Annotated in this window: 20 protein-coding genes; 8 read left to right on the top strand and 12 right to left on the bottom strand. The window is 64.2% G+C overall.

The window, feature by feature from the left end:
- Positions 1–59: 59 nt before the first annotated feature.
- From ACFORG_RS14305 to bcp, 4 genes are all read right to left on the bottom strand, one after another.
- Positions 60–596, bottom strand: coding sequence for a bactofilin family protein (locus ACFORG_RS14305; RefSeq protein ID WP_386736217.1), 537 nt, complete (start codon positions 594–596; stop codon positions 60–62).
- A complete protein-coding gene (locus ACFORG_RS14300; RefSeq protein WP_386736216.1) occupies positions 586–1,914 on the bottom strand; it encodes a DUF5930 domain-containing protein in 1,329 nt (442 codons plus the stop codon). The genes ACFORG_RS14305 and ACFORG_RS14300 overlap by 11 nt, the downstream gene beginning before the upstream one ends.
- A 163-nt stretch (positions 1,915–2,077) precedes the next feature.
- Positions 2,078–2,917: a ferritin-like domain-containing protein gene (locus ACFORG_RS14295; RefSeq protein WP_386736215.1), complete on the bottom strand. Its 840-nt coding sequence runs from the start codon at positions 2,915–2,917 to the stop codon at positions 2,078–2,080.
- A gap of 63 nt (positions 2,918–2,980) precedes the next feature.
- Positions 2,981–3,442: a thioredoxin-dependent thiol peroxidase gene (bcp, locus tag ACFORG_RS14290; protein ID WP_386736214.1), complete on the bottom strand. Its 462-nt coding sequence runs from the start codon at positions 3,440–3,442 to the stop codon at positions 2,981–2,983.
- Positions 3,443–3,469: 27 nt separating this feature from the next.
- On the opposite strand from bcp, the gene ACFORG_RS14285 reads away from it, so the two are divergent.
- The 4 genes from ACFORG_RS14285 (at position 3,470) to ACFORG_RS14270 (ending at position 10,029) form a co-directional block, all read left to right on the top strand.
- On the top strand, positions 3,470–6,856 hold the full coding sequence (locus tag ACFORG_RS14285) for a YhdP family protein (protein WP_386736213.1): 3,387 nt from the start codon (positions 3,470–3,472) through the stop codon (positions 6,854–6,856).
- 43 nt (positions 6,857–6,899) lie between these two features.
- Positions 6,900–7,946 carry a tRNA preQ1(34) S-adenosylmethionine ribosyltransferase-isomerase QueA gene (queA, locus tag ACFORG_RS14280; RefSeq protein ID WP_386736212.1) on the top strand — a complete coding sequence of 349 codons (1,047 nt, stop codon included), beginning with the start codon at positions 6,900–6,902 and terminating at the stop codon, positions 7,944–7,946.
- Between the two features lie 114 nt (positions 7,947–8,060).
- Positions 8,061–9,332: an MFS transporter gene (locus ACFORG_RS14275; protein WP_386736211.1), complete on the top strand. Its 1,272-nt coding sequence runs from the start codon at positions 8,061–8,063 to the stop codon at positions 9,330–9,332.
- Positions 9,333–9,435: 103 nt separating this feature from the next.
- Positions 9,436–10,029 (top strand): DUF924 family protein, encoded by a 594-nt coding sequence (locus tag ACFORG_RS14270; RefSeq protein WP_386736210.1) that lies wholly within the window; start codon positions 9,436–9,438, stop codon positions 10,027–10,029.
- Here the strand turns inward: ACFORG_RS14270 and ACFORG_RS14265 are convergent.
- A complete protein-coding gene (locus ACFORG_RS14265; RefSeq protein WP_386736209.1) occupies positions 10,026–10,451 on the bottom strand; it encodes a hypothetical protein in 426 nt (141 codons plus the stop codon). The genes ACFORG_RS14270 and ACFORG_RS14265 overlap by 4 nt on opposite strands.
- A 161-nt stretch (positions 10,452–10,612) precedes the next feature.
- Here ACFORG_RS14265 and lpdA point away from each other — a divergent pair, with 161 nt between their 5' ends.
- Complete coding sequence (gene lpdA, locus ACFORG_RS14260; RefSeq protein WP_386736208.1) at positions 10,613–12,016, top strand: dihydrolipoyl dehydrogenase; 1,404 nt, start codon at positions 10,613–10,615, stop codon at positions 12,014–12,016.
- A gap of 106 nt (positions 12,017–12,122) precedes the next feature.
- Here lpdA and ACFORG_RS14255 read toward each other — a convergent pair whose 3' ends face one another.
- Entirely contained in the window at positions 12,123–13,772 is a 1,650-nt protein-coding gene (locus ACFORG_RS14255; protein ID WP_386736207.1) for a hypothetical protein, read from the bottom strand.
- Between the two features lie 221 nt (positions 13,773–13,993).
- Between ACFORG_RS14255 and uvrA the strand changes: the two genes are divergently transcribed.
- Positions 13,994–16,864, top strand: a complete 2,871-nt coding sequence (gene uvrA / locus ACFORG_RS14250; protein WP_386736206.1) for an excinuclease ABC subunit UvrA — start codon at positions 13,994–13,996, stop codon at positions 16,862–16,864.
- A 376-nt stretch (positions 16,865–17,240) separates the two neighbouring features.
- Here the strand turns inward: uvrA and ACFORG_RS14245 are convergent, their stop codons facing one another.
- The 6 genes from ACFORG_RS14245 to ACFORG_RS14220 all read right to left on the bottom strand — a co-directional run bounded on the left by ACFORG_RS14245 (position 17,241) and on the right by ACFORG_RS14220 (position 22,359).
- Positions 17,241–17,591, bottom strand: a complete 351-nt coding sequence (locus ACFORG_RS14245) for a hypothetical protein (protein ID WP_386736205.1) — start codon at positions 17,589–17,591, stop codon at positions 17,241–17,243.
- 101 nt (positions 17,592–17,692) lie between these two features.
- Positions 17,693–17,893, bottom strand: a complete 201-nt coding sequence (locus ACFORG_RS14240) for a YgaP family membrane protein (protein WP_386736204.1) — start codon at positions 17,891–17,893, stop codon at positions 17,693–17,695.
- A gap of 125 nt (positions 17,894–18,018) precedes the next feature.
- Entirely contained in the window at positions 18,019–18,891 is an 873-nt protein-coding gene (gene mmsB, locus ACFORG_RS14235) for a 3-hydroxyisobutyrate dehydrogenase (RefSeq protein WP_386736203.1), read from the bottom strand.
- Between the two features lie 3 nt (positions 18,892–18,894).
- Positions 18,895–19,935 (bottom strand): enoyl-CoA hydratase/isomerase family protein, encoded by a 1,041-nt coding sequence (locus ACFORG_RS14230; RefSeq protein WP_386736202.1) that lies wholly within the window; start codon positions 19,933–19,935, stop codon positions 18,895–18,897.
- An 8-nt stretch (positions 19,936–19,943) separates the two neighbouring features.
- Positions 19,944–21,086 carry an acyl-CoA dehydrogenase family protein gene (locus ACFORG_RS14225; protein ID WP_386736201.1) on the bottom strand — a complete coding sequence of 381 codons (1,143 nt, stop codon included), beginning with the start codon at positions 21,084–21,086 and terminating at the stop codon, positions 19,944–19,946.
- Positions 21,087–21,243: 157 nt separating this feature from the next.
- Positions 21,244–22,359, bottom strand: a complete 1,116-nt coding sequence (locus tag ACFORG_RS14220; RefSeq protein ID WP_386736200.1) for a carboxylate-amine ligase — start codon at positions 22,357–22,359, stop codon at positions 21,244–21,246.
- Between the two features lie 149 nt (positions 22,360–22,508).
- On the opposite strand from ACFORG_RS14220, the gene ACFORG_RS14215 reads away from it, so the two are divergent.
- Together ACFORG_RS14215 and ACFORG_RS14210 are read left to right on the top strand one after the other, a co-directional pair.
- Positions 22,509–23,351, top strand: coding sequence for a class I SAM-dependent methyltransferase (locus ACFORG_RS14215; protein WP_386736199.1), 843 nt, complete (start codon positions 22,509–22,511; stop codon positions 23,349–23,351).
- Positions 23,352–23,464: 113 nt separating this feature from the next.
- Positions 23,465–23,932 carry a hypothetical protein gene (locus ACFORG_RS14210; protein WP_386736198.1) on the top strand — a complete coding sequence of 156 codons (468 nt, stop codon included), beginning with the start codon at positions 23,465–23,467 and terminating at the stop codon, positions 23,930–23,932.
- The last annotated feature ends 17 nt before the right edge of the window (positions 23,933–23,949 follow it).

Here is a 23,949-nt window from a genome sequence, read left to right as displayed (position 1 = left end):
AAAAACGCCGCGGTATCACCGCGGCGTTGCATGTACTTGCACCTGTTCGGGCGCCGTACTCAGTCGGCCGACTGACCAGCAGCGGCGGGCTTGCCCTGAGGGGCGGCCTGAGCGCTGGCGGGGTTGCTGCCGGGCTTGGCGGCGCGGCCGGGGTTCAGCGGGTCGTCCTGACGCTGAACCGAGCCTTCGAAATGCGCGCCCGATTCGATTGCGATCGTCTTGTGGATGATGTCGCCCTCGACCCGCGCGGTGGAAGTCAGCCGCACCTTGAGGCCGCGTACACGTCCGACGATCCGGCCATTGATCACCACGTCATCTGCGGTGACTTCGCCCTTGATCGTCGCGCTTTCGCCGATGGTCAGCAGGTGCGCGCGGATGTCGCCCTCGACGGTGCCCTCGACCTGGATGTCGCCGGTCGTCTTGAGATTGCCGGTGATGTGCAGATCCGAGGACAGAACCGATGCCGGCGGCTTGGCCTTGGGCGCGCTCGGGCGGTGGTCCGACTGCGCGGGGGCCGACGACTGCGGAGTGGCAGGGGCAGGGGAGGGCTTGGCCGTATCCTGAGCGGGCTCGTTGATTTTGCTTTTAGAAAACATTGCGTGCAGCCTTGATGTAGATCATGGGGTTAACCGGGCGTCCGTTCACGCGCACCTCGTAATGCAGATGGGTGCCGGTCGACCGTCCGGTGCTACCCATATCAGCTATGTGGTCCCCGCGCGAGACTCTTTGACCGACTTTGACACGAAGCCGCGTGTTATGCGCGTAAAGCGTCTCGATTCCGAACGCGTGCTTGATCCGGATCAGCCGACCAAAGCCAGACTGCCACCCTGCATGGGTCACAACGCCATCGGCGGTGGCAAAGATGTCGGTCCCGTGCGAAGCCGCGAAATCGACGCCATTGTGCATCCGGCGACCGCCGGTCTTGGGGTCACGGCGGCTGCCGAAGCCGCTGGTGAAACGGAAGGACGACTTGACCGGAATGGCAAAGGGCGCCTGCTGGGCCGCGATGCGGTACAGGTTCAACTGGTCCATCTGTTGCAGGAGGGCATTGGCACGCAGTTCGTCCGCCGATGGCTCCTCACCGCGTGTCGAGAAGGATAAAGGGGTCAGCGGACCGCCCTGACCGCTATAGCCGCGCCGCACCTGTTCGATGATGCTGTCGGTGGGCATGCCCGCGCTGCGGAACATCTTGTCGAGCGGCTCGACCGAAATGGCCATCGCCTCTTCCAACTGGCGGAAGATCTGGTCGTTTCGTTCGCGCATCAGGTCGATTTCTAGCTCCAACTCCTCGCGCTGCTCCAAAGCTGCGCGGGCATCGGCCAGGATCTGGTCGCGTTCGGCTGCGGTATTTGCCAACGCCTCGGCCATGAAGCTCATCTGTGCAGGCGCAGCGGCCGCGACCTGCTGCACGGAACCGTCACCGTTGAGTTTCTGTTCGAACTCGGACGCTGCCATGCGCGCGGCCTCGCGTTCCTTCATGACGGTGCGAAGAGTGGTCTGTATGACCTCGATACCGGTTTCCAGTTCGCGCCTGCGGGTCTCGGATTGCAGCAGATCGGTCTGCATTACCGAGATCTGGCGCAGCGCCGCGTTGAACCGTTCCTGCGCGGCCAACGCCTCTTCGGCGCGGGCATCGCGTTCAGCGGACATCTGGTTAAGGCGTTCCTGGTAGGTCGCCCGGTCCCGCTTGGCCTGTTCCCGAAAATTGCCCGATCCGATGCTGTCCATCAGGATGATCGCTGTCGCAACGATCGTCCAGGCGATTGTGATGGTCACCCCGGCATACGCGGCCAGCTGAGTCCCGGATTTCAACCGGATGAAGCGCGTATCGGTATCGGATTTCAGAAATACCCGACGTTCCGGGAAATGACGCTCGAGCAGAGCATGTATGGTGATTGCCAGACGTGTTCGCACGCCGCCGTCCTTCCTTCCCCAACCTCGTCCGTCCCGGTGAGTATCAGGACGGTCCTTGGAGCGTTTGCATACCGTTGAGGCGGCAATTGGGCAAGAATGTTGACCGAGTGGACAGTTTTTCACCCGATTTGAAGCATTTATGGGCGGAAACCCGCCGATCAGATCACGTGGCGGCCCGGTCGCGGGCCGGCGTTTCCTCGGCAAGCGGCCAGTAGAAATCGGGGGGCAGGCCCGCTTCGGCGCGCTTCTCTTCGTTGAAGGGGGGCTTCAACGCGCCGTGGAAATACCGCCTGACAAGGGTGTGGAACACCTCCTTGGGGTCGACGTCTTCGCGTCCGCACAGGAAGTGAAACCACTTCGAGCCGTAAGCGACATGTGCCACTTCCTCGGCGTAAATCGTTTCGAGCGCGGATACCGCGCCCTCGGCTCCTGCCTTGCGGAAGATCTCGATCATCCCCGGGGTGACGTCCAGACCGCGCGCCTCCAGCACCATGGGGACAACTGCCAGCCGTCCCATTAGGTCCTCGGCCGTATCCTCGGCTGCGCGCCACATCCCGGCATGGGCGGGCAGCGCTCCGTAATGGCTGCCAAGCGCTTCAAGGCAGTCACAGACAAGGTTGAAATGCTTGGATTCCTCGTCGGCGCATTTCACCCAGTCGTCGTAAAACCCGATGGGCATGGGTACGTGACCGAACCGGGCGATGATGTCCCAATGCAGATCGACGGCGTTCAACTCGATATGGGCCACGGCATGCAGCAGCGCGATACGGCCCGCCGGCGATCCGGGCCGCCGGCGCGGCACGTCCCGTGGCGACAGCAGCTCGGGCCGATCTGGCCGGGCCGGGTGCAGGGGCGGATTGGCGGTTCCAATCTCTATGGCCGCCGCCTCTCCCTTGCGGGACGCGACCCATGCGGCTGCATGACGACGCGAAAGCGCTGTTTTTTCTCGGCCATCGGCCGTTGTCAGAACCTCGGTGGCCATCTGCGTCAGGGTCATCATCATGGCGCGATCCTCTCGTTCGTTCCCGCCGCGCGGCTTAGCGCAAGGTGCGCGGCGGGTCGAGGGTCAGGCGTTCTTCACGGCCTCCAGCACCTCTTCGACATGGCCGGGCACCTTTACCTTGCGCCAGACACGGGCGATCTTGCCCTCTTCGTCGATCAGGAAGGTCGAGCGTTCGATCCCCATCGATTTCTTGCCGTACATGTTCTTCTCGACCCATACGCCGTAATCCTCGCAGACCGTGCTTTCGGCATCCGACAGCAAAGGAACCGTCAGGTCGTGCTTGGCGATGAACTTGTCATGCTTGGCCACCGTATCGCGCGAGATACCGAACACGGTTGCCCCAGCTTCGGCAAAGGCGTCCTTGTTCGCGGAAAAGGCGATGGATTCCTTGGTGCAGCCCGGCGTATCATCGCGGGGATAGAAAAACAGAACGACCTTGCCGCCGCGCAGTTCTGACAATGTCACCTCATCGCCGCCATCGCGTGGCAGGGTGAAATCAGGGGCGGTATCGGACGTCTCGGGCATGGGGCACCTCCGGGTTGAATATGTCGAGTGAGTGAGGCGCATAATAGATCGCCAGAGCCGGGTGAAAAGGGCAGTGCGCCCCGACGGCACCGCAAACGCAAGGCCGGGCTGAAAGCCCTCCGCGGCGCGATCGTTCTGGCGGCCTTCGCCGTGCTGGCCGCCGTCATGGTCGTGGGTCAGCGTTTGCACGCGCCCGACTGGCTCAAGACCCGCGTCGAAGCGCGGCTGGAACAAGCGACCGGTGGGCTGCGTGTCACGTTTGGCGACGTGAGTTTCGTCATACACGAGGGGTGGCGTCCGCGCCTGAGGTTGCTCGACCTGCGGCTGACCGACCCTGCCGGCCGCGTGATCGCAGACCTCGAACGCGCCGAGGCCAGCCTTGCCATGCGTCCTTTGTTGAAGGGAGAGGTGCGACCCAAGCGCATTGCCTTGAGCGGCGCGCGGGTGGACCTCCGCCGCGAACGCGATGGCACGCTGGTGCTGTCATCGTTCAACGCGGCCCGCAGCGAACAGGCGCCCGATCTGCCCGCCCTGATGGAACGCTGGGATGCCCTGTTCCTCTCGCCGCAGTTTTCTGCGCTGGCGGGGTTCGAACTGACGGATGTCTCGCTGCAGTACCGAGATCTGCGCGCGGGCCGCTCCTGGACAGCTGACGCGGGGCAGGTGCGGATCACTCGTGAAGGGCAGGAGATGCGGGTCGCGACCGCTTTTTCGGTTCTGGGCGGACGCGATTACGCCAGCAGCGTCGAGGCCAACTACACCAGCCGCCTCGGCGAACCCGAGGCGCGTTTCGGGATTTCCATCGCCGATCTCGCGGCCGAGGATATCGCCAGCCAGAGTCCCGCCCTGCAATGGCTGGGTGTATTGCAGGCGCCCATTTCAGGCAGCTTGCGCGGCAGCGTCGAGGCCGAAGGGCAATTGGGAACCGTGTCTGCGACGCTTCAGATCGGACCGGGCGCGGTGCAGCCCAACGAGGGGACGAAACCCATCCCCTTTACCGGGGCGCGCACCTATTTCACCTATTCGCCCGATCTGCAGCGGCTGGATTTCAACGAAATCGCGATCGAGTCCGCCTGGGGCTCGGCGGTGGCGGATGGTCAGGCCTTCCTGGATGGCGTGGCAGAGGGGCGGTTGGACCGGTTGGTCGGCCAGCTTTCCCTCGGCAATATCCGCGTCAATCCCGATGACGTCTATCCCGAACCGCTGGAAATCGACCACGCGGCGCTCGACCTGTCGCTGCGGCTCGATCCCTTTCGACTGGAGCTTGGGCAGATGAATGTCCGGCACGAGGATCGGACGCTCATTCTCTCCGGAGGGCTGGATGCCAGCACCGAGGGCTGGGCGTTGCGACTTGATGCCTGGATGGATCGCCTGACGCCTGCGCAATTGCTTGGATACTGGCCGGAATCGGTTGCCGACAAACCGCGCGAATGGGTGACCGAGAACCTGCAGGCCGCCGATCTCAGCGACCTCGACCTGGCTTTGCGGCTGAAACCGGACACGCCGCCGGCGCTGCATGCCGATTTCCGGTTTGAAAACGCCCGGATCCGTTTCGCCAAGACGCTTCCCCCTTTGGAGGACGCGCGCGGCCGGGCCAGCCTGCTGGGGCGTCGGTTCTCGGCGACCACGCACGCAGGTGTCGTGCGGCCGGGGACGGGCGGCGAAATCGATGCTTCCGGCAGTTCGTTCATCATCCCCGATATCGGCATCCCCAAGGCCGCGCCGGGCATCGCGCGCCTGCGCGCCGCTGGCGGTGTCACCGAGATGATGGCCATGTTGGACCGCCCACCGCTCGAAGTGTTGAGCAAGGCAGGCCTTCCTGTGGATCTCGCCGAAGGCAAGGTCACGATGCAGGGAACGCTTGCCTTGCCACTGAAGGATCGCGTGCTGGTCGAAGAGCTGGATTTCCATTTCACCGGCGGTGTTTCAGATCTGTCGTCCTCCGTTCTCGTGCCCGGAACTGTGCTGAGCGCCGAGTACCTTTCCCTGCGCGGCGACAACACCGTGGTGGAGCTTTCGGGGCAGGGCCTGTTCGGTGCCGTTCCGGTACAGGCGCGCTGGCGGCAACCGATAGGTGCGCCACCCGAAACGCGCAGCCGCCTGACGGGCACAATCGCCGTTTCCCGGGCGCTGCTGGAGGAGATCGATGCCGCGCTTCCGCCAGATATGCTGTCAGGCGAGGGGCAGGCGGCGTTCGAGATCGACCTGGGCGGCGGCCAGGCGCCGACGCTGACCGCAAACTCGAACCTCGCCGGCGTGATTCTTGCCATTCCGCAACTCGGCTGGCGAAAACCCGCAGGAACGGAAGGGCGGTTCGAGATCGCCGCACGGCTAGGTCCCGACCCGGTGGTCGAACGCCTGTCGCTCGACGCTGCGGGGCTGCGGGCGCGCGGCACGATCGCGTTTCGCTCTGGCGGCGGCTTCGACCGGTTACGGCTGTCCAGCTTCGAGTTGGGCGATTGGCTCGCTGTTCCGGCCGAAATCGTGGGGCGCGGCAGCGCTGCGCCAGACATACGCGTTCTCGGCGGTGTTCTTGACCTGCGCCGCTCGCAGTTCGGAAGCGGCGGCGGGACTGGCGGTGGCGACGCGCCGGGCCTTTCAATTGCGCTCGACCGGCTTCAGATCACCAGCGACATTGCCCTTACCGGCCTGCGCGGCAGGCTGACCACGGCGCGTGGGCTTTCCGGTACGTTCACCGCCAAGCTTAATGGCGGACCGGATCTCACCGGACAGGTGCTGCCCCGCCCGCAAGGGGCGGGCGTCATGGTACAGGCCACAGATGCGGGCTCGGTGTTTCGCGCGGCAGGTATCCTTCAGCAGGCCGTGGGCGGCAGTTTCCAGATGGTGATCGATCCGCTGGAGGCCGAGGGTTACTACGACGCCCAGCTTGCGGTTCGAGACACGCGCATCCGCGACGCCCCGGCAATGGCAGCGCTGCTCAACGCGATCAGCGTTGTCGGCCTGATCGACGAGATGTCGGGGCAGGGCATCCTGTTCTCGGAAATCGACGCGCGGATGCAAATCACGCCGCAGGCGTTGCGGGTGCTCTCGGCCAGCGCCGAGGGACCATCCATCGGTCTGTCGATGGACGGCGTTGTCGATACGCAGCGGCAGTTGCTCAACCTGCGCGGCGTAGTGTCGCCTGTCTACCTGCTCAACTCGATCGGCTCGGTTCTGACGCGGAAAGGCGAGGGCGTGATCGGGTTCAACTACACGCTCAGCGGTTCGACGACCTCGCCACAGGTCAGCATCAACCCGCTCTCGGGTCTTGCACCCGGCTTCCTGCGCGAGATCTTTCGCGAACCTGCGCCATCAGCGCCAGCGCCGCAGACCCCCGCGATACGCGGGCAACAGGCCCCGGCGCAGCCTTCTCCCGCAGCGCCCGCGCCTTCTGGCGGGGGCGGGGATCGCTGAAAACCGGTGGCCGAATCCATTCGGCTTGGATAGGGGCGGTGGCATGAAGCTGAGCGATTTCGATTTCGACCTTCCCGAGGACCTGATCGCGACGCGGCCTGCGCGGCCGCGCTCCTCTGCCCGTCTGCTGGTGGCGCAAGGGGATGCGATACATGATGCCATTGTCCGCGACCTGCCGGACTGGTTGCAGCCCGGGGACCGGCTTGTGCTCAACGACACGCGGGTCATTCCGGCACGCCTTTCGGGACGGCGGCATCGCGACAGTGTCCAGGGGCCGGTCACCGCCGGGATCGAGGCGACGCTTCTCGAACCTCAGGCCGACGGCACGTGGACGGCCCTGCTCAAGCCATTGCGCAAGCTTCGCGAAGGCGAAGAGGTGGTCTTTTCCGATGCGCTGTCGGCGCGGCTTGAACGCGTGGAGGACGGGCAGGGATACCTGCGCTTCAACCTCGCGGGCGAGGATTTCGATGCCGCGCTTGCGCAGGCGGGCGCCATGCCGCTACCGCCCTATATCGCCGCACGCCGTGAGGCGGACGAACAGGACAAGACCGACTATCAAACGGTCTGGGCGCGGCACGCAGGGGCGGTTGCAGCCCCGACCGCGTCACTGCATTTCGACGAACAGCTGCTTCAGGCCCTGCAAGACCGTGGCGTCGGCTTCACCCATGTCACCCTGCATGTCGGTGCCGGAACCTTTCTGCCGGTCAAGGTCGAGGATGTAACGACGCATCGGATGCATGCCGAATGGGGGCGGGTGAGCGAGCAGGCAGCCGACGAGATCGCTGCCGCCAAGGCCGCCGGTGGTCGCGTCATCCCGGTCGGAACGACCGCGCTGCGCCTGATCGAAAGCGCCGCGCGAAACGGCAAGATTGCGCCCTGGGAGGGCGAGACCGATATCTTCATCTATCCCGGCTTCACCTTCAACGTGGCCGATGCACTGATGACGAATTTCCACCTTCCGAAATCGACGCTGCTCATGCTGGTTTCCGCTTTGATGGGGCGCGACCGGATCGGGCTGATCTACGATCACGCGGTAGCGGAGCGATACAGGTTCTTCTCATACGGCGATGCGTCGCTTTTGATCCCGTGAATGGCGTGAACCTCGGGTCATCTGCTTTCCGGGTCGTGGCAGGTCACGTCACAAAGCGGCCCTAACCACCGGGCGAGTCACCGGCAAATCCATCTCGAACACCGGAGGCGACGGATGTTCCAGTTCTTTATCAGCGCATGGGCCCTTCTACTGGGCATGGGTCTGTTGATGGTCGGCAACGGCCTTCAGGGCACACTTCTGGGTGTGCGCGGCGAGATCGAAGGGTTCACCACCTTCGAGATGTCCTTTGTCATGTCGGCCTATTTCCTGGGTTTTCTGGGCGGCTCGCGACTGGCGCCCGAGATGATACGGCGGGTGGGCCACGTTCGCGTCTTCGCGGCGCTGGCTTCGCTGATCTCGGCGGTGATGATCATCTATCCGTTCCTGCCGGAAACCTATGTCTGGGTCGCGGGCCGAGTCCTTGTGGGGTTCTGTTTCTCGGGTGTGTATGTCACCGCCGAAAGCTGGCTCAACAACGCAGCAAACAACGAGAACCGGGGTCAGGCGCTCTCGCTTTACATGATCGTCCAGATGATGGGGATCGTCGCCGCCCAGGGCTTGATGCTGGCGGGCGATCCGGCGGGGTACGAGACCTTCGTCATCGCCTCGATCCTCGTTTCCGTGAGTTTTGCGCCGATCCTTCTGTCGATCTCTCCCACGCCCGCCTTCGAGACGACCAAGCCGATGACCCTGCGCCAGTTGATGGAGACGTCGCCACTGGGATGCGTGGGTATGTTCCTGTTGGGCGGGGTGTTCTCGGCCCAGTTCGGCATGGGCGCGGTCTATGGCGCGCGCGCGGGGCTGAGCCTTGTTGAGATCTCGACCTTCGTGGCGGCCTTCTACGTCGGGGCCATGCTTCTGCAATACCCGCTGGGTTGGTTGTCCGATCGCATGGATCGCCGATTCCTGATCACGCTCGCTGCCGCGTTCGGTGGTGCCGGGGCGGTGATGGGCGTCATTTCGGGGGGTAATTTCGGCCTGTTGCTGGTCGCGGCGTTCTTTATCGGCGGCATGTCGAACCCGCTTTATTCGCTGCTGATCGCCTATACCAACGACTACCTCGATTTCGATGACATGGCGGCTGCTTCGGGTGGTTTGGTCTTCATCAACGGCCTCGGCGCGATCGCCGGCCCGGTGATCACCGGCTGGCTCATGGGGGATGCCGTGTTCGGACCGGGGGGCTTCTTCATTTTCGTCGCGACGCTGCTGTTCGCAATGGCGGTCTACGCGCTTTACCGGATGACCCAACGTGCGGCGACACCGGTCGACGAGACGGGCACGATGGCACCGATCTATCCGACGGCGTCACCCGTTGCCCTCGATATCGCACAGGAAATCGCCATCGAGGCCGATCAGGAGGAAAAGAACGAGCAGGATGTCGCCTAGACGCTGGATTTATGACGAGCCTGTTGCAAGATGTTACTGTGACAGTTTTGTAAAAGGGAATCCAATCTCCTAGACAAAAGGAGAGGAAGCGAAAGGCGATACCATGGTCGGTCCCGACGAGGTTCTGGGGTTCTGGCTCGACGAGATCGGTCCAGAGGGGTGGTACAAGCAGGACGAGGCGCTCGACGCCGAGATCCGCGAAAGGTTCATGGATGCGTGGCAGCAGGCCACGGAGGGGCGATACTCTCTCTGGCTGACGTATCCGAGCGGAGCGCTGGCCTACATCATCCTGACCGATCAGTTTCCGCGCAACATGTTCCGCGGCGAGGCAAAGGCGTTTTCAACGGACAAACCCGCGCTTGCCGCGGCCAAGGCCGCCGTGGACAAGGGGTGGGACCTCAAGATCGACGAGCCTGCGCGCCAGTTTTTTTACCTGCCCATGATGCATTCGGAAAACCTCTGTGACCAAGAGCGTTGCGTGCGGCTGATGTGCGAAAGAATGCCCGAAACCGGTGCGAACAACCTGCTCCACGCCCGCGCCCATCGCGAAGTAATCAGGGCGTTCGGCCGCTTCCCCCATCGCAACAGCGCGCTGGACCGCGACACCACATCGGTCGAAGCGGCCTATGTCGATGGCGGCGGCTATGGCCGTACGGTGCGCGAATTGCGCGACAGGATCGAGCGGCGGGCCTCCTAGTCCGGCAGCGTACAGCCGCGCAGGTCCGCTATCGATCGCGCCGCCCGATCCGCAGCGGTTTCTATCGTGTGATCGATGAGTTCCTCGGGCGAGCCGAGCGTGTCCGACAGCCTTGTGCCGACCGCGTCGAGGCGTGCCTCCAACGCTTCGGCCCGCGCGCTCAGACGTTGGGCGGCGGCGCTGCTCAGACCGTCCGCGCCTTCGACCAGGGCTGCGAGATCTTGACGCAGCCCCTGCACGTCGTCGCGCATGCCGCCAACCTCTTCGCGCAGCGGGCGCAGCAGCTCGAGATTCGATGCGGCCGTGGCAACCACTCCGTCGACTGTCGACATCAGTTTCCAACCCAGAAACAAACATACCGCAACGAGGATCAATGTTGCATTTAGTAGGGCGAGCAGCAGATCCTTGATCACTTTTCCCATCGAGTGTCCTTTGTTCGTCATCGAATTCGCCTTCGTGTGACAAGCTAGCCGCCGCGCAAGCCTCGGTATAGGCTCGTTTTGCGCGGACGGCCCCATTGATGAAGGCCCGGCGCTGGACTAGGAACGAAAGCGATGCACGGCCTGCGAGCCTGGAGGGATAAATGGCGCAATCATTCGATATCATCGTGATCGGTGCAGGACCCGGCGGCTATGTCGCCGCTATCCGGGCAGCGCAGCTCGGTCTCAAGACCTGCGTTGTCGAACGCGAGCATCTGGGCGGGATCTGCCTTAACTGGGGGTGCATCCCGACCAAGGCCATGCTGCGCTCGGCCGAGGTGTTTCACCTGATGGAGCGCGCCAAGGAATTCGGCCTGTCGGCGGACAAGATCGGCTACGACCTCGACGCGGTGGTCAAACGCTCGCGCGCGGTGGCCAAGCAACTGACCGGGGGCGTCGGGCATCTTCTCAAGAAGAACAAGGTGACCGTCGTCATGGGCGAGGCCACGATCCCCGCCGCTGGAAAATCCGGGGGCAAGGTCAGCGTCAAGACCGAAAAGGGAACCGAGGAACTGACGGCCAAGAATATCATCCTCGCCACGGGCGCGCGAGCGCGCGAATTGCCCGGGCTCGAGGCTGATGGCGATCTCGTCTGGACCTACAAGCACGCGCTGATGCCGTCTCGCATGCCCAAGAAGCTGCTGGTGATCGGCTCCGGTGCAATCGGGATCGAATTCGCGAGTTTCTACAACACGCTGGGCGCGGAAACGACCGTGGTCGAAGTAATGGACCGTATTCTGCCTGTCGAGGACGCGGAAATCAGTGCCTTTGCCAAGAAGCAGTTCGCCAAGCAGGGCATGACCATCATGGAAAAGGCGATGGTCAAGAAGCTGGACCGCGCAAAGGGCAAGGTCACCGCCCATATCGAGGTCAAGGGCAAGGTCGAACAGCATGAGTTCGACACTGTGATCTCTGCGGTGGGTATCGTCGGAAACGTCGAGGGGCTGGGTCTCGAACAGCTTGGGGTCAAGGTCGACCGGACGCATGTCGTGACCGACGAATATTGCCGGACGGGTGTCGAGGGGCTTTATGCCATTGGTGATATCGCGGGCGCGCCGTGGCTTGCGCACAAGGCCAGCCACGAAGGGGTGATGGTCGCCGACCTGATCGCCGGGCAACATGCGCATCCGGTCAAGCCCGAAAGCATCGCCGGCTGCACCTATTGCCAGCCGCAGGTCGCAAGCGTCGGGTTCACCGAGGCGCAGGCCAAGGAAAAAGGCTACGAGGTCAAGGTCGGGCGTTTCCCCTTCATCGGGAATGGCAAGGCGATCGCGCTGGGTGAGGCCGAGGGCATGATCAAGACCGTGTTCGACGCCAAGACCGGCGAACTGCTGGGTGCGCATATGGTGGGCGCAGAGGTGACCGAGCTGATCCAGGGCTATGTCGTCGGGCGGCAGTTGGAAACAACCGAGGAGGACCTGATGCAGACGGTCTTCCCGCATCCGACGCTCAGCGAGATGATGCACGAATCCGTGCTCGACGCCTATGGGCGCGTCATACACATGTAGGACCGGTCCGGGCGGGCGCGATTGACCGTTTTGTACGTCGTGCCACGCCCCGATTGACCGTTTTGTACATCGCGGTACCCCCCATTCGGGGCGCCGCGATCCGCGACTACTCGGCCACGATGATCTGCCGCCGGATCGCGACCTCGTCCCCCAGGAACATGTAGCGCAGCTCGTAGGTGCCGGGCGTGTCGGGCGCGGTGAATGTGACCGGGTTGCGCCCGCGCACATAGGCGAAGTCACGCGCCCGTTCGCCACGCTGCCGGATCTGGATCGTGTCGCCCGGCTGGTCGGGGCCGACCCATTCGACCTCGAAGCTCTCTCCGGGTGCGACGCGGTCGGGGGCAAAGAGCGCGAGGTCCGGGGCTGTGACCTCGAGCGGTTGGCGCAGCAGCACCTCTTCGTCCTGGAACACGTAGCGGACCTCGTAGCTGCCGGGGCGCAGCGGGGCGATCATCCGGACAGGGGCGGCATCCTGCATGAAGGCATAGGTCAGCCCGTCATCGGCTGGGTCGTCGGGCCGGGCGATCTGGACGGTGTCGCCACGCTGGTTCGGGCCGGACCACGCGACCGCAAAGCTGGACCCGCCGGGGATGGTGGCGGGATGGTCCAGCTTCACGGGAACGGGGGTGACGGTGATCGGGCGCGCGATCAGCACCTCGTCGTCGCGGAAGAGATAGCGCAGCTCGTAAGTCCCGGCGCGGGCGGGCGCGACCAGTTCGACCGGGTTGCCCAGCGTGAGGTAGGCGTAATCCTCGTATTCCTCGTCGCCCGGGCTGCTGATCTGGATGTTGTCGCTTGGCTGGCCGGGACCCTGCCATGTGACCTTGAACCGTGCGCCTGCGGGAACCTCCTCGGGGAAGTCGAGCGACAGGTCGATGGCGGTGACGGTGATGGGCTGGGCGACCAGCGTTTCGCGATTGCGGAAGCGGTAGCGCAGCTCGTACAGCCCCGGCGTTGTCGGGGCGAAAAGGCTGGCCGGGTTGCCGGACCGCGTATAGGCGTAATCGGTCGGCGCGCCGTTGCCCGGCGAGGCAATCTCGATGATGTCGCCGGTCTGGTCCGGCCCCTTCCATGTCACGGCAAACTTGGACCCGGCAGGCACGCGGCGCGGCGCGTCGAGCCCAAGCGGCGTCGCGGTCACGGTCAGAGGGCGGGTCAGCAGAACCTGTCCGTCGCGAAAGACATACCGGATTTCGTAGGTGCCCGGGTTCGTGGGTGCGATCAGCCGAGCCGGGTTGCCGGACCGGATATAAGCGAGGTGGCTTTGATCGGGGCTGTCGGGCGGGCCGATGCGGATCGTGTCGGCGCCCTGACCTGGGCCGCGCCACGCGACATCGAAGCTGGTACCGGCTGCGACCTCGGCCGGGTAGGACAGGTTCAGGATCGGCGCGGTGACGCCCAGCGGATTGGTCGCCAGCACCTTGCCCTTCGCGGTCAGGTAGCGCAGCTCGTAAGTGCCCGGTTCGGGCGGCAGGACGATCCGGGCGGGGTTGCCCTTGCGCGTATAGGCCTGCGCCAATGGCCGCCCCGTGCCGGCCACGCTGAGCGTGATGAGATCGCCATCGGCACCGGGACCGGACCAGTCGATGTCGAGTGTCGATCCGCCCTCGGCACGATCCGGATGAGAAAGTGTCGCCTGCAGTTCGGTGGTGGTTTCGGTCTTTGCCTGTGGAACGTTTTCGCCTGCCGGGGATTGTGCAAAGGCGACGCCGGGCAGCAGGCAGGAGAGCAGGGCGAGGGAATGGATGCGCGGCATGGACCGACCTTTTCATGCGTGGATGCCACACGAGGAGAACGCCCGCCGGGTGGCGGTCGCAGGGGCGCGGCGGCGCAATGATGCGGCCTGCGGCGGGAAATCGCAAACCGAAGAGGCAGGACCGGAGAAAATCGACGTGTTCATAGTTTGTTCACTTTTCAGGGTTGGAGACTCGCCCCGCGTCGCCTATTTGGGGAGGTATTGTTGAGCGGGGGCTGTTCATGGCCGAGTTGAAGACGATCGAAGTGCGCGGTGCGCGCGAACATAACCTCAAGGGCATCGACGTGGATATCCCGCGCGACCAGTTGGTGGTGATCACCGGTTTGTCGGGGTCGGGCAAGTCCAGCCTTGCCTTTGACACGATCTATGCCGAGGGGCAGCGCCGCTATGTCGAGTCGCTGTCCGCCTATGCGCGGCAGTTCCTCGACATGATGGAAAAGCCCGATGTCGATCACATCTCGGGCCTGAGCCCCGCGATCTCGATCGAGCAGAAGACGACGAGCAAGAACCCCCGCTCGACCGTCGGCACGGTGACGGAGATATATGATTACCTGCGCCTGCTCTTTGCCCGCGCCGGTACGCCCTATTCGCCCGCCACCGGCCTGCCCATCGAGGCGCAGCAGGTGCAGGACATGGTCGACCGGATCATGGGGCTGGAAGAGGGCGCGCGCGGCTACCTGCTGGCGCCCATCGTGCGCGACCGCAAGGGCGAGTACCGCAAGGAATTCCTGGAGCTGCGCAAGCAGGGCTTTCAGCGCGTCAAGGTCGACGGCGAATTCTACGAACTGGACGAGCCGCCGACACTGGACAAGAAGTTTCGCCACGATATCGACGTGGTCGTGGACCGGATCGTGGTGCGCGAGGGGATGGAAACCCGGCTGGCGGACAGCCTGCGCACGGCGCTGGACCTCGCCGACGGGATCGCCATCCTTGAGACCGCACCGAAAGAGGGCGATCCCGAGCGCATCACCTTTTCCGAGAATTTCGCCTGTCCGGTGTCGGGCTTTACAATCCCCGAGATCGAGCCGCGGCTGTTCTCGTTCAACGCGCCGTTTGGTGCCTGCCCGTCCTGCGACGGGCTGGGGGTGGAGCTGTTCTTTGACGAGCGTCTTGTCGTACCGGACCAGACACTGAAGATTTCCGATGGGGCGCTGGCGCCGTGGCGGAAGGGCAAGTCGCCCTATTTCCTGCAGACGATCGACGCCATCGCGCGCCATTACGAGTTCGACAAGAATACCGCGTGGAAGGACCTGCCGAAGAAGATCCAGCAGGTGTTCCTGCGCGGGTCGGGCGACGAGGATATCCAGTTCCGTTATGACGAGGGCGGGCGCGTCTACCAGGTCAGCCGCACCTTTGAAGGCGTCATTCCGAACATGGAACGGCGCTATCGCGAGACGGATTCCAACTGGATCCGAGAAGAGTTCGAGCGCTACCAGAACAACCGCCCCTGCGGGACCTGCAACGGCTATCGTCTGCGCGAAGAGGCGCTGGCGGTCAAGATCGGCTCCGGTGACGAGCTGCTGCATATCGGGCAGGTGGTCGAGATGTCGATCCGCCAGGCGCTGGCCTGGATCGAGTCGGTGCCGGGCCATCTGAGCCCGCAGAAACAGGAGATCGCCCGCGCCATCGTAAAGGAGATCCGCGAACGCCTTGGGTTCCTGAATAACGTTGGATTGGAATACCTTACGCTGTCGCGTTCAAGTGGCACCTTGAGTGGCGGCGAGAGCCAGCGCATCCGGCTGGCCAGCCAGATCGGTTCGGGCCTGACGGGCGTTCTCTACGTGCTTGACGAGCCGTCGATCGGGTTGCACCAGCGCGACAACGACCGCCTGCTGCTGACGCTCAAGAACCTGCGCGACCAGGGCAATACCGTGATCGTGGTGGAACATGACGAGGAAGCGATCCGCGAGGCGGATTACGTCTTTGACATCGGCCCTGGCGCGGGGGTGCATGGCGGGCGGGTGGTCAGTCATGGAACACCGGCCGAAGTTGCGGCCGACCCGTCCTCGGTCACCGGGCAGTACCTTGCGGGCACGCGCGAGATCTCGGTCCCCGCGACCCGGCGCGACGGCAACGGCAAGGCGGTGACGGTGGTCAAGGCCAGCGGCAACAACCTGCAGGACGTGACCGCCGAGTTTCCGCTGGGCAAGCTGGTCTGCGTGACCGGCGTGTCGGGCGGGGGCAAATCAACGCTGACCATTGAAACGCTGTTCAAGACCGCCTCGATGCGGCTGAACGGTGCGCGCCAGACGCCCGCGCCCTGCGAGACCATCAAGGGGCTGGAGCATCTGGACAAGGTGATCGATATCGACCAGCGCCCGATCGGGCGCACACCGCGGTCGAACCCGGCGACTTACACCGGGGCGTTCACCCCGATCCGAGACTGGTTCGCCGGGCTGCCCGAGGCCAAGGCGCGCGGCTACAAGCCGGGGCGCTTCAGCTTCAACGTCAAGGGCGGTCGCTGCGAGGCGTGCCAGGGCGACGGTGTCATCAAGATCGAGATGCACTTCCTGCCCGATGTCTACGTGACCTGCGAAACCTGCAAGGGCGCGCGCTATAACCGCGAAACGCTCGAGATCAAGTTCAAGGGCAAGAGCATTGCCGACGTTCTGGACATGACGGTCGAGGACGCGCAGGAGTTCTTCAAGGCGGTGCCGTCGATCCGCGAGAAGATGGACGCGCTGATGCGGGTGGGCCTCGGCTATATCAAGGTCGGTCAGCAGGCGACAACGCTGTCCGGCGGCGAGGCGCAGCGGGTCAAACTGTCCAAGGAACTGGCCAGACGCTCGACCGGCCGGACGCTTTACATCCTCGACGAACCGACCACGGGGCTGCATTTCGAGGATGTGCGCAAGCTGCTCGAAGTGCTGCACGAGCTGGTCGAGCAGGGTAACACGGTGGTGGTGATCGAGCACAACCTCGATGTCATCAAGACCGCCGACTGGCTGATCGACATCGGCCCCGAAGGCGGGGACGGTGGCGGAGAGATCGTGGCCATCGGAACCCCGGAGGACGTGGCCGAGGTCGAACGCAGCCATACCGGGCGCTACCTCAAACCCATGCTGGATCCGCGCAACCTGGCTGCGGAGTGATACAAGGCCGCCCCGTGGGGCGGTCCGTGCCGGTGATGTTAGAGCAATAATCGCCCGCAGTATCGGTTGGATTGAGCTGTTCGGATAAAATGCCGTCTTGAACGAAAAGGGGTGTGTGTCTGGACGCCATTTCGTTCAAACAAGCCTTACCAACAGCGGTCATGCAAACCACGCGGCACGACAAACTTGTGACCATGGCACAGTCTAGCACCGCCGAAGAGTCAGTGCTTCGCAGAGCACCAGCTTCCGCGTTGCACGCGGATTTTCTTTGACAGTTATGAGAGAGGCAGGAAGAAACCAGCCGGGCCCGAAGATGACGCTTGTCGCTATCTTCGGGTGCCACGACTGGCATACGGGCTTGCCGAAACGAGCCGCATCAAAAACTGCTATTGGCGAGATGGGTGACGCGTTCGATGACGCGGCGCGAGCCGGGGTCGGCGCGGTAGATCTCTCCATTCGTCTCGAAATACCACCAGCCGCCGCCCGCCGGGGGCAGTCCGTAATAGGCGGTGTTGATCATCACCATGGCGCGGGGCGGCAGCTCGTCGCCGGGTTTGAGCACGTCGCGCGAGTCCATCACCGAGATGCGCTTGGCCTGTCCCGGCGCGGTCACCTCCTGCTGGCAATCAAGGGTTCCGTCGACCAGCGAAAGGGTTCCGCAGGTCGACGCCTGCGCCATTGGGACAAGGAAAAACGCAAGGCCTGCTGCATAGATCACGGATTTCATATCTCTTCCCCTTGTTGACCGTTCTGATGTCAGGACAACTGGAAAGAGTGCCGGATGGTTCCCGATCTTGTCGGGGAGATGGCAGCAGGGCGCAGGCGGCCTCAGTCGCGCGAGCAGGTGTTGATGCCGAGAAGCGCATAGGGCGGGCAGGAACCTATCGCCGCCGTGCCGAGCATCAGCGCGGCCACGACAAGCAGCAGCCATGTCCAGCCGCCCGAGACCGTGAAGAAGGAAATCAGGGCGATCACCCCGATGATGGCCCGTATGATGCGATCCGTCTGGCCCATGTTCTTGGCAAACATCGTGAACACTCCGCGTTCGTTGTCATGTCTTGCGGAGACAGAACGACATATCAAGCGGCAGGCATATGATGCAGATCAAGTTCACGGGGGCGTGACCGGCCCCACCATCCGGGGCCGGTTCCGGGTCAACCGCGGCCGCGCGTCTCGAACCGGGGAAGCATGGCGCTGAAATCGCGTCCGGCGCCGTCCTCGTCCTCGACGAAGCGGGCATAGAGGGCTTGCGCCAGCGCGCCCATCGGCGTGTCGGCATCGGCACTTTCGGCGGCCTGTTGGCTAAGGCGCAGGTCCTTGAGCATCAGGTCGGCGGCGAAGCCGGGCTTGTAGCCGTTATCCGCGGGGCTTTGCGGGCCGACACCGGGGGCGGGGCAATAGGCGTTCATCGACCAGCTGTAACCCGAAGAGGTCGAGACCACATCGAACATCTTTTGCCGGTCAAGGCCCAGCTTGTCGGCCAGCGCGAAGGCCTCGCATGTGGCGATCATGGTCACACCGAGGATCATGTTGTTGCAGATCTTGGCCGCCTGTCCGGCACCGGCCTCGCCGCAATGCACGGCTTTCTGGCCCATGATGTCGAAGAGGGGGCTTGCCCTTTCAAAGGCGGCCTCGGAGCCGCCGGCCATGAAGGTCAGCGTGCCGCCCGCCGCGCCGCCGATGCCACCCGAGACGGGCGCGTCGACCGACAGGAGACCGGCCGCCTGGGCCTGTTCGGCCACGGCGCGCGCGCTGTCGACATCGACGGTCGAGCAGTCGACGAGGGCCGCGCCCTTTGTCATTGCGGGCACGATCTCTTCGGCGACCTTGCGCAGGATCTGGCCGTTGGGCAGCATCGTGATGACGACATCGGCGCCGGTTGCGGCCTCGGCCGCCGAGCCTGCCATCGTCACGCCCTCGACCGAGATATCGGCCATGTCGAAACCCGTGACGTCATGCCCTGCTTTTGCCAGGTTGGCGGCCATCGGCGCGCCCATGTTGCCCAGGCCTATGAACCCGATCTTCATCGCTTATTCCTCCTCGAATGTCAGGGCCTCGGCCCCGAGCGGTTGCAGCATCCGCGAGACGGCCACGGCGGGCACGTCCTGCCCGGCGAATTGCCAGTTCGGGTTGCGGTCCTTGTCGATGATCTGCGCGCGGATGCCTTCCAGGAAATCGCCATGTTCCATCGACCGATGGGTAAAGCGGTATTCCAGTTCCAGCGCCTTGCGGATGGTCAGGGACGGGCCGCGCAGGCGGTGCAGGATCTCGACCGTGCAGGCCATCGACAGGGGTGAGTTGCGCCCCAGCGTCTTGAGCGTTGCCGCGGCGAAGTCGCCGCCATCGGCGCGCAGGGATGCCATGATATCCCCCAATGTCTCGCCGCCGAAATGGCTGTCGATCTGGGGCTGCATGGCTTTCAACTCGCCGTCGGGCGCGGTTTCGGTGTGGCTTTCGATATGGGAGGTATCGCCCGACGCCTCGAGCATCTCGATCAGGTCGGCCCATTTCTCTTGCGGGATGAAATGATCGGCGAAGCCCGCAAGGATCGCGTCGCCCGGCCCCATCCGGGCCCCGCTGATGCCGAGATATTCGCCCAGCCTGCCCGGGGCGAGGGCCAGCATCAGCGTGCCGCCCACGTCCGGGATCAGGCCGATCCCGCATTCCGGCATGGCGATCTTGGAGCTTTCGCCCACAACGCGGTGCGAGCCGTGGCAGCCAAGCCCCACGCCACCACCCATGGTGAAGCCCTGAAGGAAGCTGACGACCGGCTTGGGGTATTCGAAGATCATCGCGTTCATACGGTATTCGTCGCGCCAGAAGGTGCGGCCATAGCCGTAATCGCCCTTGGTGCCCGTATCGTAGAGTTCTGCGATGTCGCCCCCGGCGCAAAACGCCTTTTCCCCCTCGGCGTCGATGATGACCAGCGCGATGTCGTCATCCTCGCGCCAGTTGCGCAGGGCGGTGTCGATGGCCATGCACATGTCATAGCTCATCGCGTTCAGTGCCTGCGGGCGGGTGAGCGTGATCCGGCCTGCACGGCCCGTCACGCGGATATCGATGTCGGCCATGTCGTCCCTCAGCGGTTGGCGAGCATGTGGCGCGCGGTGATCATGCGCATGATCTCGTTCGTGCCTTCAAGGATCTGGTGAACCCGCAGGTCGCGCACCAGCTTCTCGATGCCGTAATCGGCAAGATAGCCATAGCCGCCGTGCAGTTGCAGGCACTGGTCGACGATGCGGCTGCCGGCTTCGGTCACGAATTTCTTGGCCATCGCGCAGAACTTGGTCGCATCGGGCGCGCCATTGTCCAGCTTCCACGCGGCCTGGCGCAGGAAGGTGCGCGCGGCCTGCAGCTCGATCTCCATGTCGGCGAGGCGGAATTGCAGCGCCTGGAACTGGTCGATGGATTTGCCGAAGGCCTTGCGCTCGCCCATGTAGTCGAGCGTCATGTTCAGCGCCGTCTGCGCCGCGCCCAGCGAACAGGCGGCGATGTTGAGCCGCCCGCCATCAAGGCCCATCATCGCGTATTTGAAACCGTCGCCCTCGGTCCCGACGAGGTTGTCGCCAGAGATCTTGCAATCGTCGAACTGAACCTGCGCGGTGGGTTGGCTGCGCCATCCCATCTTGTCCTCGAGCCCGCCGAAGCTCAGCCCCGGTGTGCCATCCTCGACATAGACGGTCGAAATGCCCTTGGGGCCATCTTCGCCCGTGCGCACCATGCAGACATAGGCGTCGGAATAGCCGCCGCCCGAGATGAAGGCCTTGGTGCCGTTCAGCGTGTAGCCCTCGTTCGTGCGTTCGGCCCGCGTCTTGAGGGCGGCTGCGTCCGAGCCCGAGCCGGGTTCGGTCAGGCAGTAGCTGAGCACGGTGTTCAGGGTTAGCACGTCGGGCATCACGCGCGATTTCAGCTCGTCCGAACCGAAAGTGTCGATCATCTTGGCGCACATGTTGTGGATCGACAGGAAGGCCGCGACAGATGGGCAAGCCATGCTGAGCGCTTCGAAGACCAGCGTCGCGTCGAGCCGCGACAGGCCCGCGCCGCCGCCCTCTTCGGAGACGTAGAGCCCACCGAAGCCCAACTCGCCCACGCGGGGCCACAGGTCCTTGGGGATGGTGCCCTCGGCCTCCCACTGGCGGGCGAAGGGGGCGATATGTTCCTGCCCGAAGGCCTGGGCCATATCGAAGATGGCGGTCTGTTCCTCGGTCAAAGCGAAATCCATGACGTCTCCTCTTCCGGCATGTGCCCGATGGGGCATAAATGAACGCTCGTTTAATTGCCTACGCCCGCATTTGCGCAGGATCAAGCGTCAATCCCGCAAAGGCGGCTTGCAGCCCTGCAAATCACGCGGGTTCTGGCGCGGACCGGCGGCCGGTGGCCTACAGATCGGCGTGAAACTCCTCGATCAGGTGGCGGACCACGGCGCGTCCGGCATCCTGGCCGCCGGCCTCGGCCTCGGCGTGGATGCGACGCTGTCGGGTGGCGGATGTTCCTTCGCTGGCGATGCGGGGCAGGCGGGCGATCTCGGCCATGGTTCCGAGCGCCTCGGCATCTTCGGCCAGAAGGCCCACAAGTTCCTCCATCAGGGCCGAGACCGGTTTGATCGTGCGATCCCCGAAATCAATGAGCCCCTCGCCGGTGCCGTAGCGCTGTGCGCGCCAGCGGTTCTCGGCGATGAGGAACCTGTCATAGGCGCGCCAGCGCAGGTTGCGGTCGCGCAGGCGGCACAGCATCCGAACCAGCGCCTGCACCATTGCCGCCAGCGTCAGCGCATCCTCGAGCCGGGGCGAGACGTCCATGATCCGTGTCTCGAGCGTGGGGTAGCTGTGCGAGGGGCGCAGATCCCACCATATCTTGCTGGTATCCTCGATCAGGCCAAGGTCGATCAATGTGCCGGTGGTACGTTCGAATTCCGACCAGCTGGCAAAGGCCGGGGGCAGACCGGTGCGCGGCAGATTGTCGAAGACGGTCAGCCGGTAGGAACTGAGCCCGGTATCCTCGCCGTTCCAGAAAGGGGAGGAGGCCGACAGCGCCAGCATGTGCGGCAAAAAATAGGATAGCTGCGGCATCAGGTCGGTGCGCAGGCTGCGATCCTCGACGCCGACATGGACATGCATCCCGCAGATCAGCATCCGCCGTGCCACGCCGCCGAGTGCATTCTGCAGGGAATCGTAGCGCTCCTTGTGGGTGTGATGCTGGTCGCGCCAATTGGCAAAGGGGTGGCAGGAAACCGCGATGGGCGAAAGGTTGTGCTCGGCCGCCCGCGCCGAGACGCAGGAGCGGAGCCGCTTGAGATCTTCGCGCGCACCTTCCAGCGTCGCGTGCGGGCGGGTGCCGACCTCGATCTGGCATTGCAGGAATTCCGGGCTGACCTGGCCTTCGAAATCGGCCTGGCAGGCGGCCATCAGCGCATCGGGCGCCTCGGCCAGTTCCAGCGTGTCGCGATCGACGAGCAGGTATTCCTCTTCGATGCCGATGGTGAAATCCTGCTGCATGCGCGTCTCCCTGCCTTGTCTCAGGCAGTCAATCGCGAAAGGCGCGGTTTGTGAAGAGGGGCGTACGGTGCGGCGCGGGCATATGTCGCTGGCGATAGCGTGCAGGGCGGGCTAAGCAACGCGCAGCCCTTTCGTACCGGAGACCGCCGATGAAGCCCCGCAAGTTCGCCCGCCTCAACCGACAGATCGACCGGTTCGGGGTGCGCCTGATCGACCGGGCGCCCGAGCGGGAGGAGCGCGCGCGGCTGGAGGAGCGCGAGGCGGCCGGACATCTCGATCGCCCGGTCTATGCGCTGTCGCCGGGCATGGAGGGGTTCGATATCACCCAGCTTGCAGCGGAATGGACCGAATACCGCGAGGCGCTGGACGCGCTGAAGGCGGGGCGCAACCAGACCGGATATGCCCAGCCCAACGGGTATTACGACAGTCCCGATGCCGATGCGCTGTACCTGATGATGCGGCGGTTCCGCCCCGCGCGGGTGATCGAGGTGGGCTGCGGCAACTCTACTAGGGTTACCCGTCAGGCGGCGATAGATGGCGGGTTCGAGACGCAGATCACGGCCATCGATCCCTGGCCGCGCGCCGATATCGCCCATGTGGTGGACCGGTTCGAGCAGGGCCGGGTCGAGGCAGTTGATCCGGCGCTGTTTGCTAGCCTGAAATCTGGCGATGTGCTGTTCATCGATTCAAGCCACGTGGCCCGTATCGCCAATGACGTGGCGCACCTGTTCTGCAACATCATCCCGGCATTGGCACCGGGCGTGGTGATCCATGTGCACGACGTGTTCCTGCCCTACGAATATCCCAAGCGTTTCTTCTATGATTGTCCGGGATGGGGCGAGCAATACGTGCTGCATGCCATGCTGCAAGCGGGTCGGTACGAGATGCTGTGGCCCGGTTACTACCTGCAGCGCGCGCGTCCCGACGCGGTCGGGGCCCTGCCGTGCCTTGGCGAAGGGCGGGCGCAGTCGATCTGGGTGCGCAAGACCTGAAAGGCACAGCGCCCGGCCGATTGTGCCCCGGTCCCTTGCCGCTGCGCGGGGGTGCGGGCAATCTGCGCCCAAGGCAGCCCCCCGACAGAGGGGGCGCAACGAGAGGCAGTGATATGAGAGTTCTGGCGGCGGCCGCTGTTGCGGCGTTTTTCGCGGCAGGTCAGCACGATGCGCAGGCGGGACCCGACCGGGTGTCGATCCTTTTGGGGTCGCATCATGTTGGTGCCACGCGAAATTTCGAGGAGTTCAACCCCGGCATCATCCTCGTCTGGGACGAGAGGGTGTGGCGCGGCAACCTCGATATCGCCGCGGGGGCTTATCGCAACAGCTATGGCGACGGCTCGCTGGCGCTGTCGTTGGCCTATCCGTTCGTCAAGACCGATGACTGGGGGCTGGACCTGTTCGGCGGGTTCTCATGGTACCCGGGCAACGGGCAACAGTTCAGCCACGCCATCGGAGACGTGGTGCCGATTGCCGGGCTTCAGGCGCGCTATCGCAACGTGTTCATGCAGGCGATCCCGGCAGGCGGGCAGGCGGCCGATGCGGTGTTCAGCTTCGGCCTGACCTTCGCGATGGAGTGAGCGCCGCGCAGGCGCGT

It is taken from the genome of Lutimaribacter marinistellae (genome assembly GCF_042648365.1).
Taxonomy (GTDB): Bacteria; Pseudomonadota; Alphaproteobacteria; order Rhodobacterales; family Rhodobacteraceae; genus Lutimaribacter_A; species Lutimaribacter_A marinistellae.
This window is presented reverse-complemented; position numbering and strand designations above follow the sequence as displayed.

Bases quoted from the DNA above. Each gene is read 5' to 3' on its own strand.
- lpdA (WP_386736208.1), top strand. From the start codon at position 10,613: ATGGCGCAATCATTCGATATCATCGTGATCGGTGCAGGACCCGGCGGC.
- ACFORG_RS14305 (WP_386736217.1), bottom strand. From the start codon at position 596: ATGTTTTCTAAAAGCAAAATCAACGAGCCCGCTCAGGATACGGCCAAG.
- ACFORG_RS14270 (WP_386736210.1), top strand. From the start codon at position 9,436: ATGGTCGGTCCCGACGAGGTTCTGGGGTTCTGGCTCGACGAGATCGGT.
- ACFORG_RS14220 (WP_386736200.1), bottom strand. From the start codon at position 22,359: ATGCAGCAGGATTTCACCATCGGCATCGAAGAGGAATACCTGCTCGTC.
- ACFORG_RS14225 (WP_386736201.1), bottom strand. From the start codon at position 21,086: ATGGATTTCGCTTTGACCGAGGAACAGACCGCCATCTTCGATATGGCC.
- ACFORG_RS14210 (WP_386736198.1), top strand. From the start codon at position 23,465: ATGAGAGTTCTGGCGGCGGCCGCTGTTGCGGCGTTTTTCGCGGCAGGT.
- ACFORG_RS14230 (WP_386736202.1), bottom strand. From the start codon at position 19,935: ATGGCCGACATCGATATCCGCGTGACGGGCCGTGCAGGCCGGATCACG.
- bcp (WP_386736214.1), bottom strand. From the start codon at position 3,442: ATGCCCGAGACGTCCGATACCGCCCCTGATTTCACCCTGCCACGCGAT.
- ACFORG_RS14240 (WP_386736204.1), bottom strand. From the start codon at position 17,893: ATGTTTGCCAAGAACATGGGCCAGACGGATCGCATCATACGGGCCATC.
- queA (WP_386736212.1), top strand. From the start codon at position 6,900: ATGAAGCTGAGCGATTTCGATTTCGACCTTCCCGAGGACCTGATCGCG.
- ACFORG_RS14255 (WP_386736207.1), bottom strand. From the start codon at position 13,772: ATGCCGCGCATCCATTCCCTCGCCCTGCTCTCCTGCCTGCTGCCCGGC.
- mmsB (WP_386736203.1), bottom strand. From the start codon at position 18,891: ATGAAGATCGGGTTCATAGGCCTGGGCAACATGGGCGCGCCGATGGCC.
- uvrA (WP_386736206.1), top strand. From the start codon at position 13,994: ATGGCCGAGTTGAAGACGATCGAAGTGCGCGGTGCGCGCGAACATAAC.
- ACFORG_RS14265 (WP_386736209.1), bottom strand. From the start codon at position 10,451: ATGGGAAAAGTGATCAAGGATCTGCTGCTCGCCCTACTAAATGCAACA.
- ACFORG_RS14215 (WP_386736199.1), top strand. From the start codon at position 22,509: ATGAAGCCCCGCAAGTTCGCCCGCCTCAACCGACAGATCGACCGGTTC.
- ACFORG_RS14295 (WP_386736215.1), bottom strand. From the start codon at position 2,917: ATGATGATGACCCTGACGCAGATGGCCACCGAGGTTCTGACAACGGCC.
- ACFORG_RS14245 (WP_386736205.1), bottom strand. From the start codon at position 17,591: ATGAAATCCGTGATCTATGCAGCAGGCCTTGCGTTTTTCCTTGTCCCA.
- ACFORG_RS14275 (WP_386736211.1), top strand. From the start codon at position 8,061: ATGTTCCAGTTCTTTATCAGCGCATGGGCCCTTCTACTGGGCATGGGT.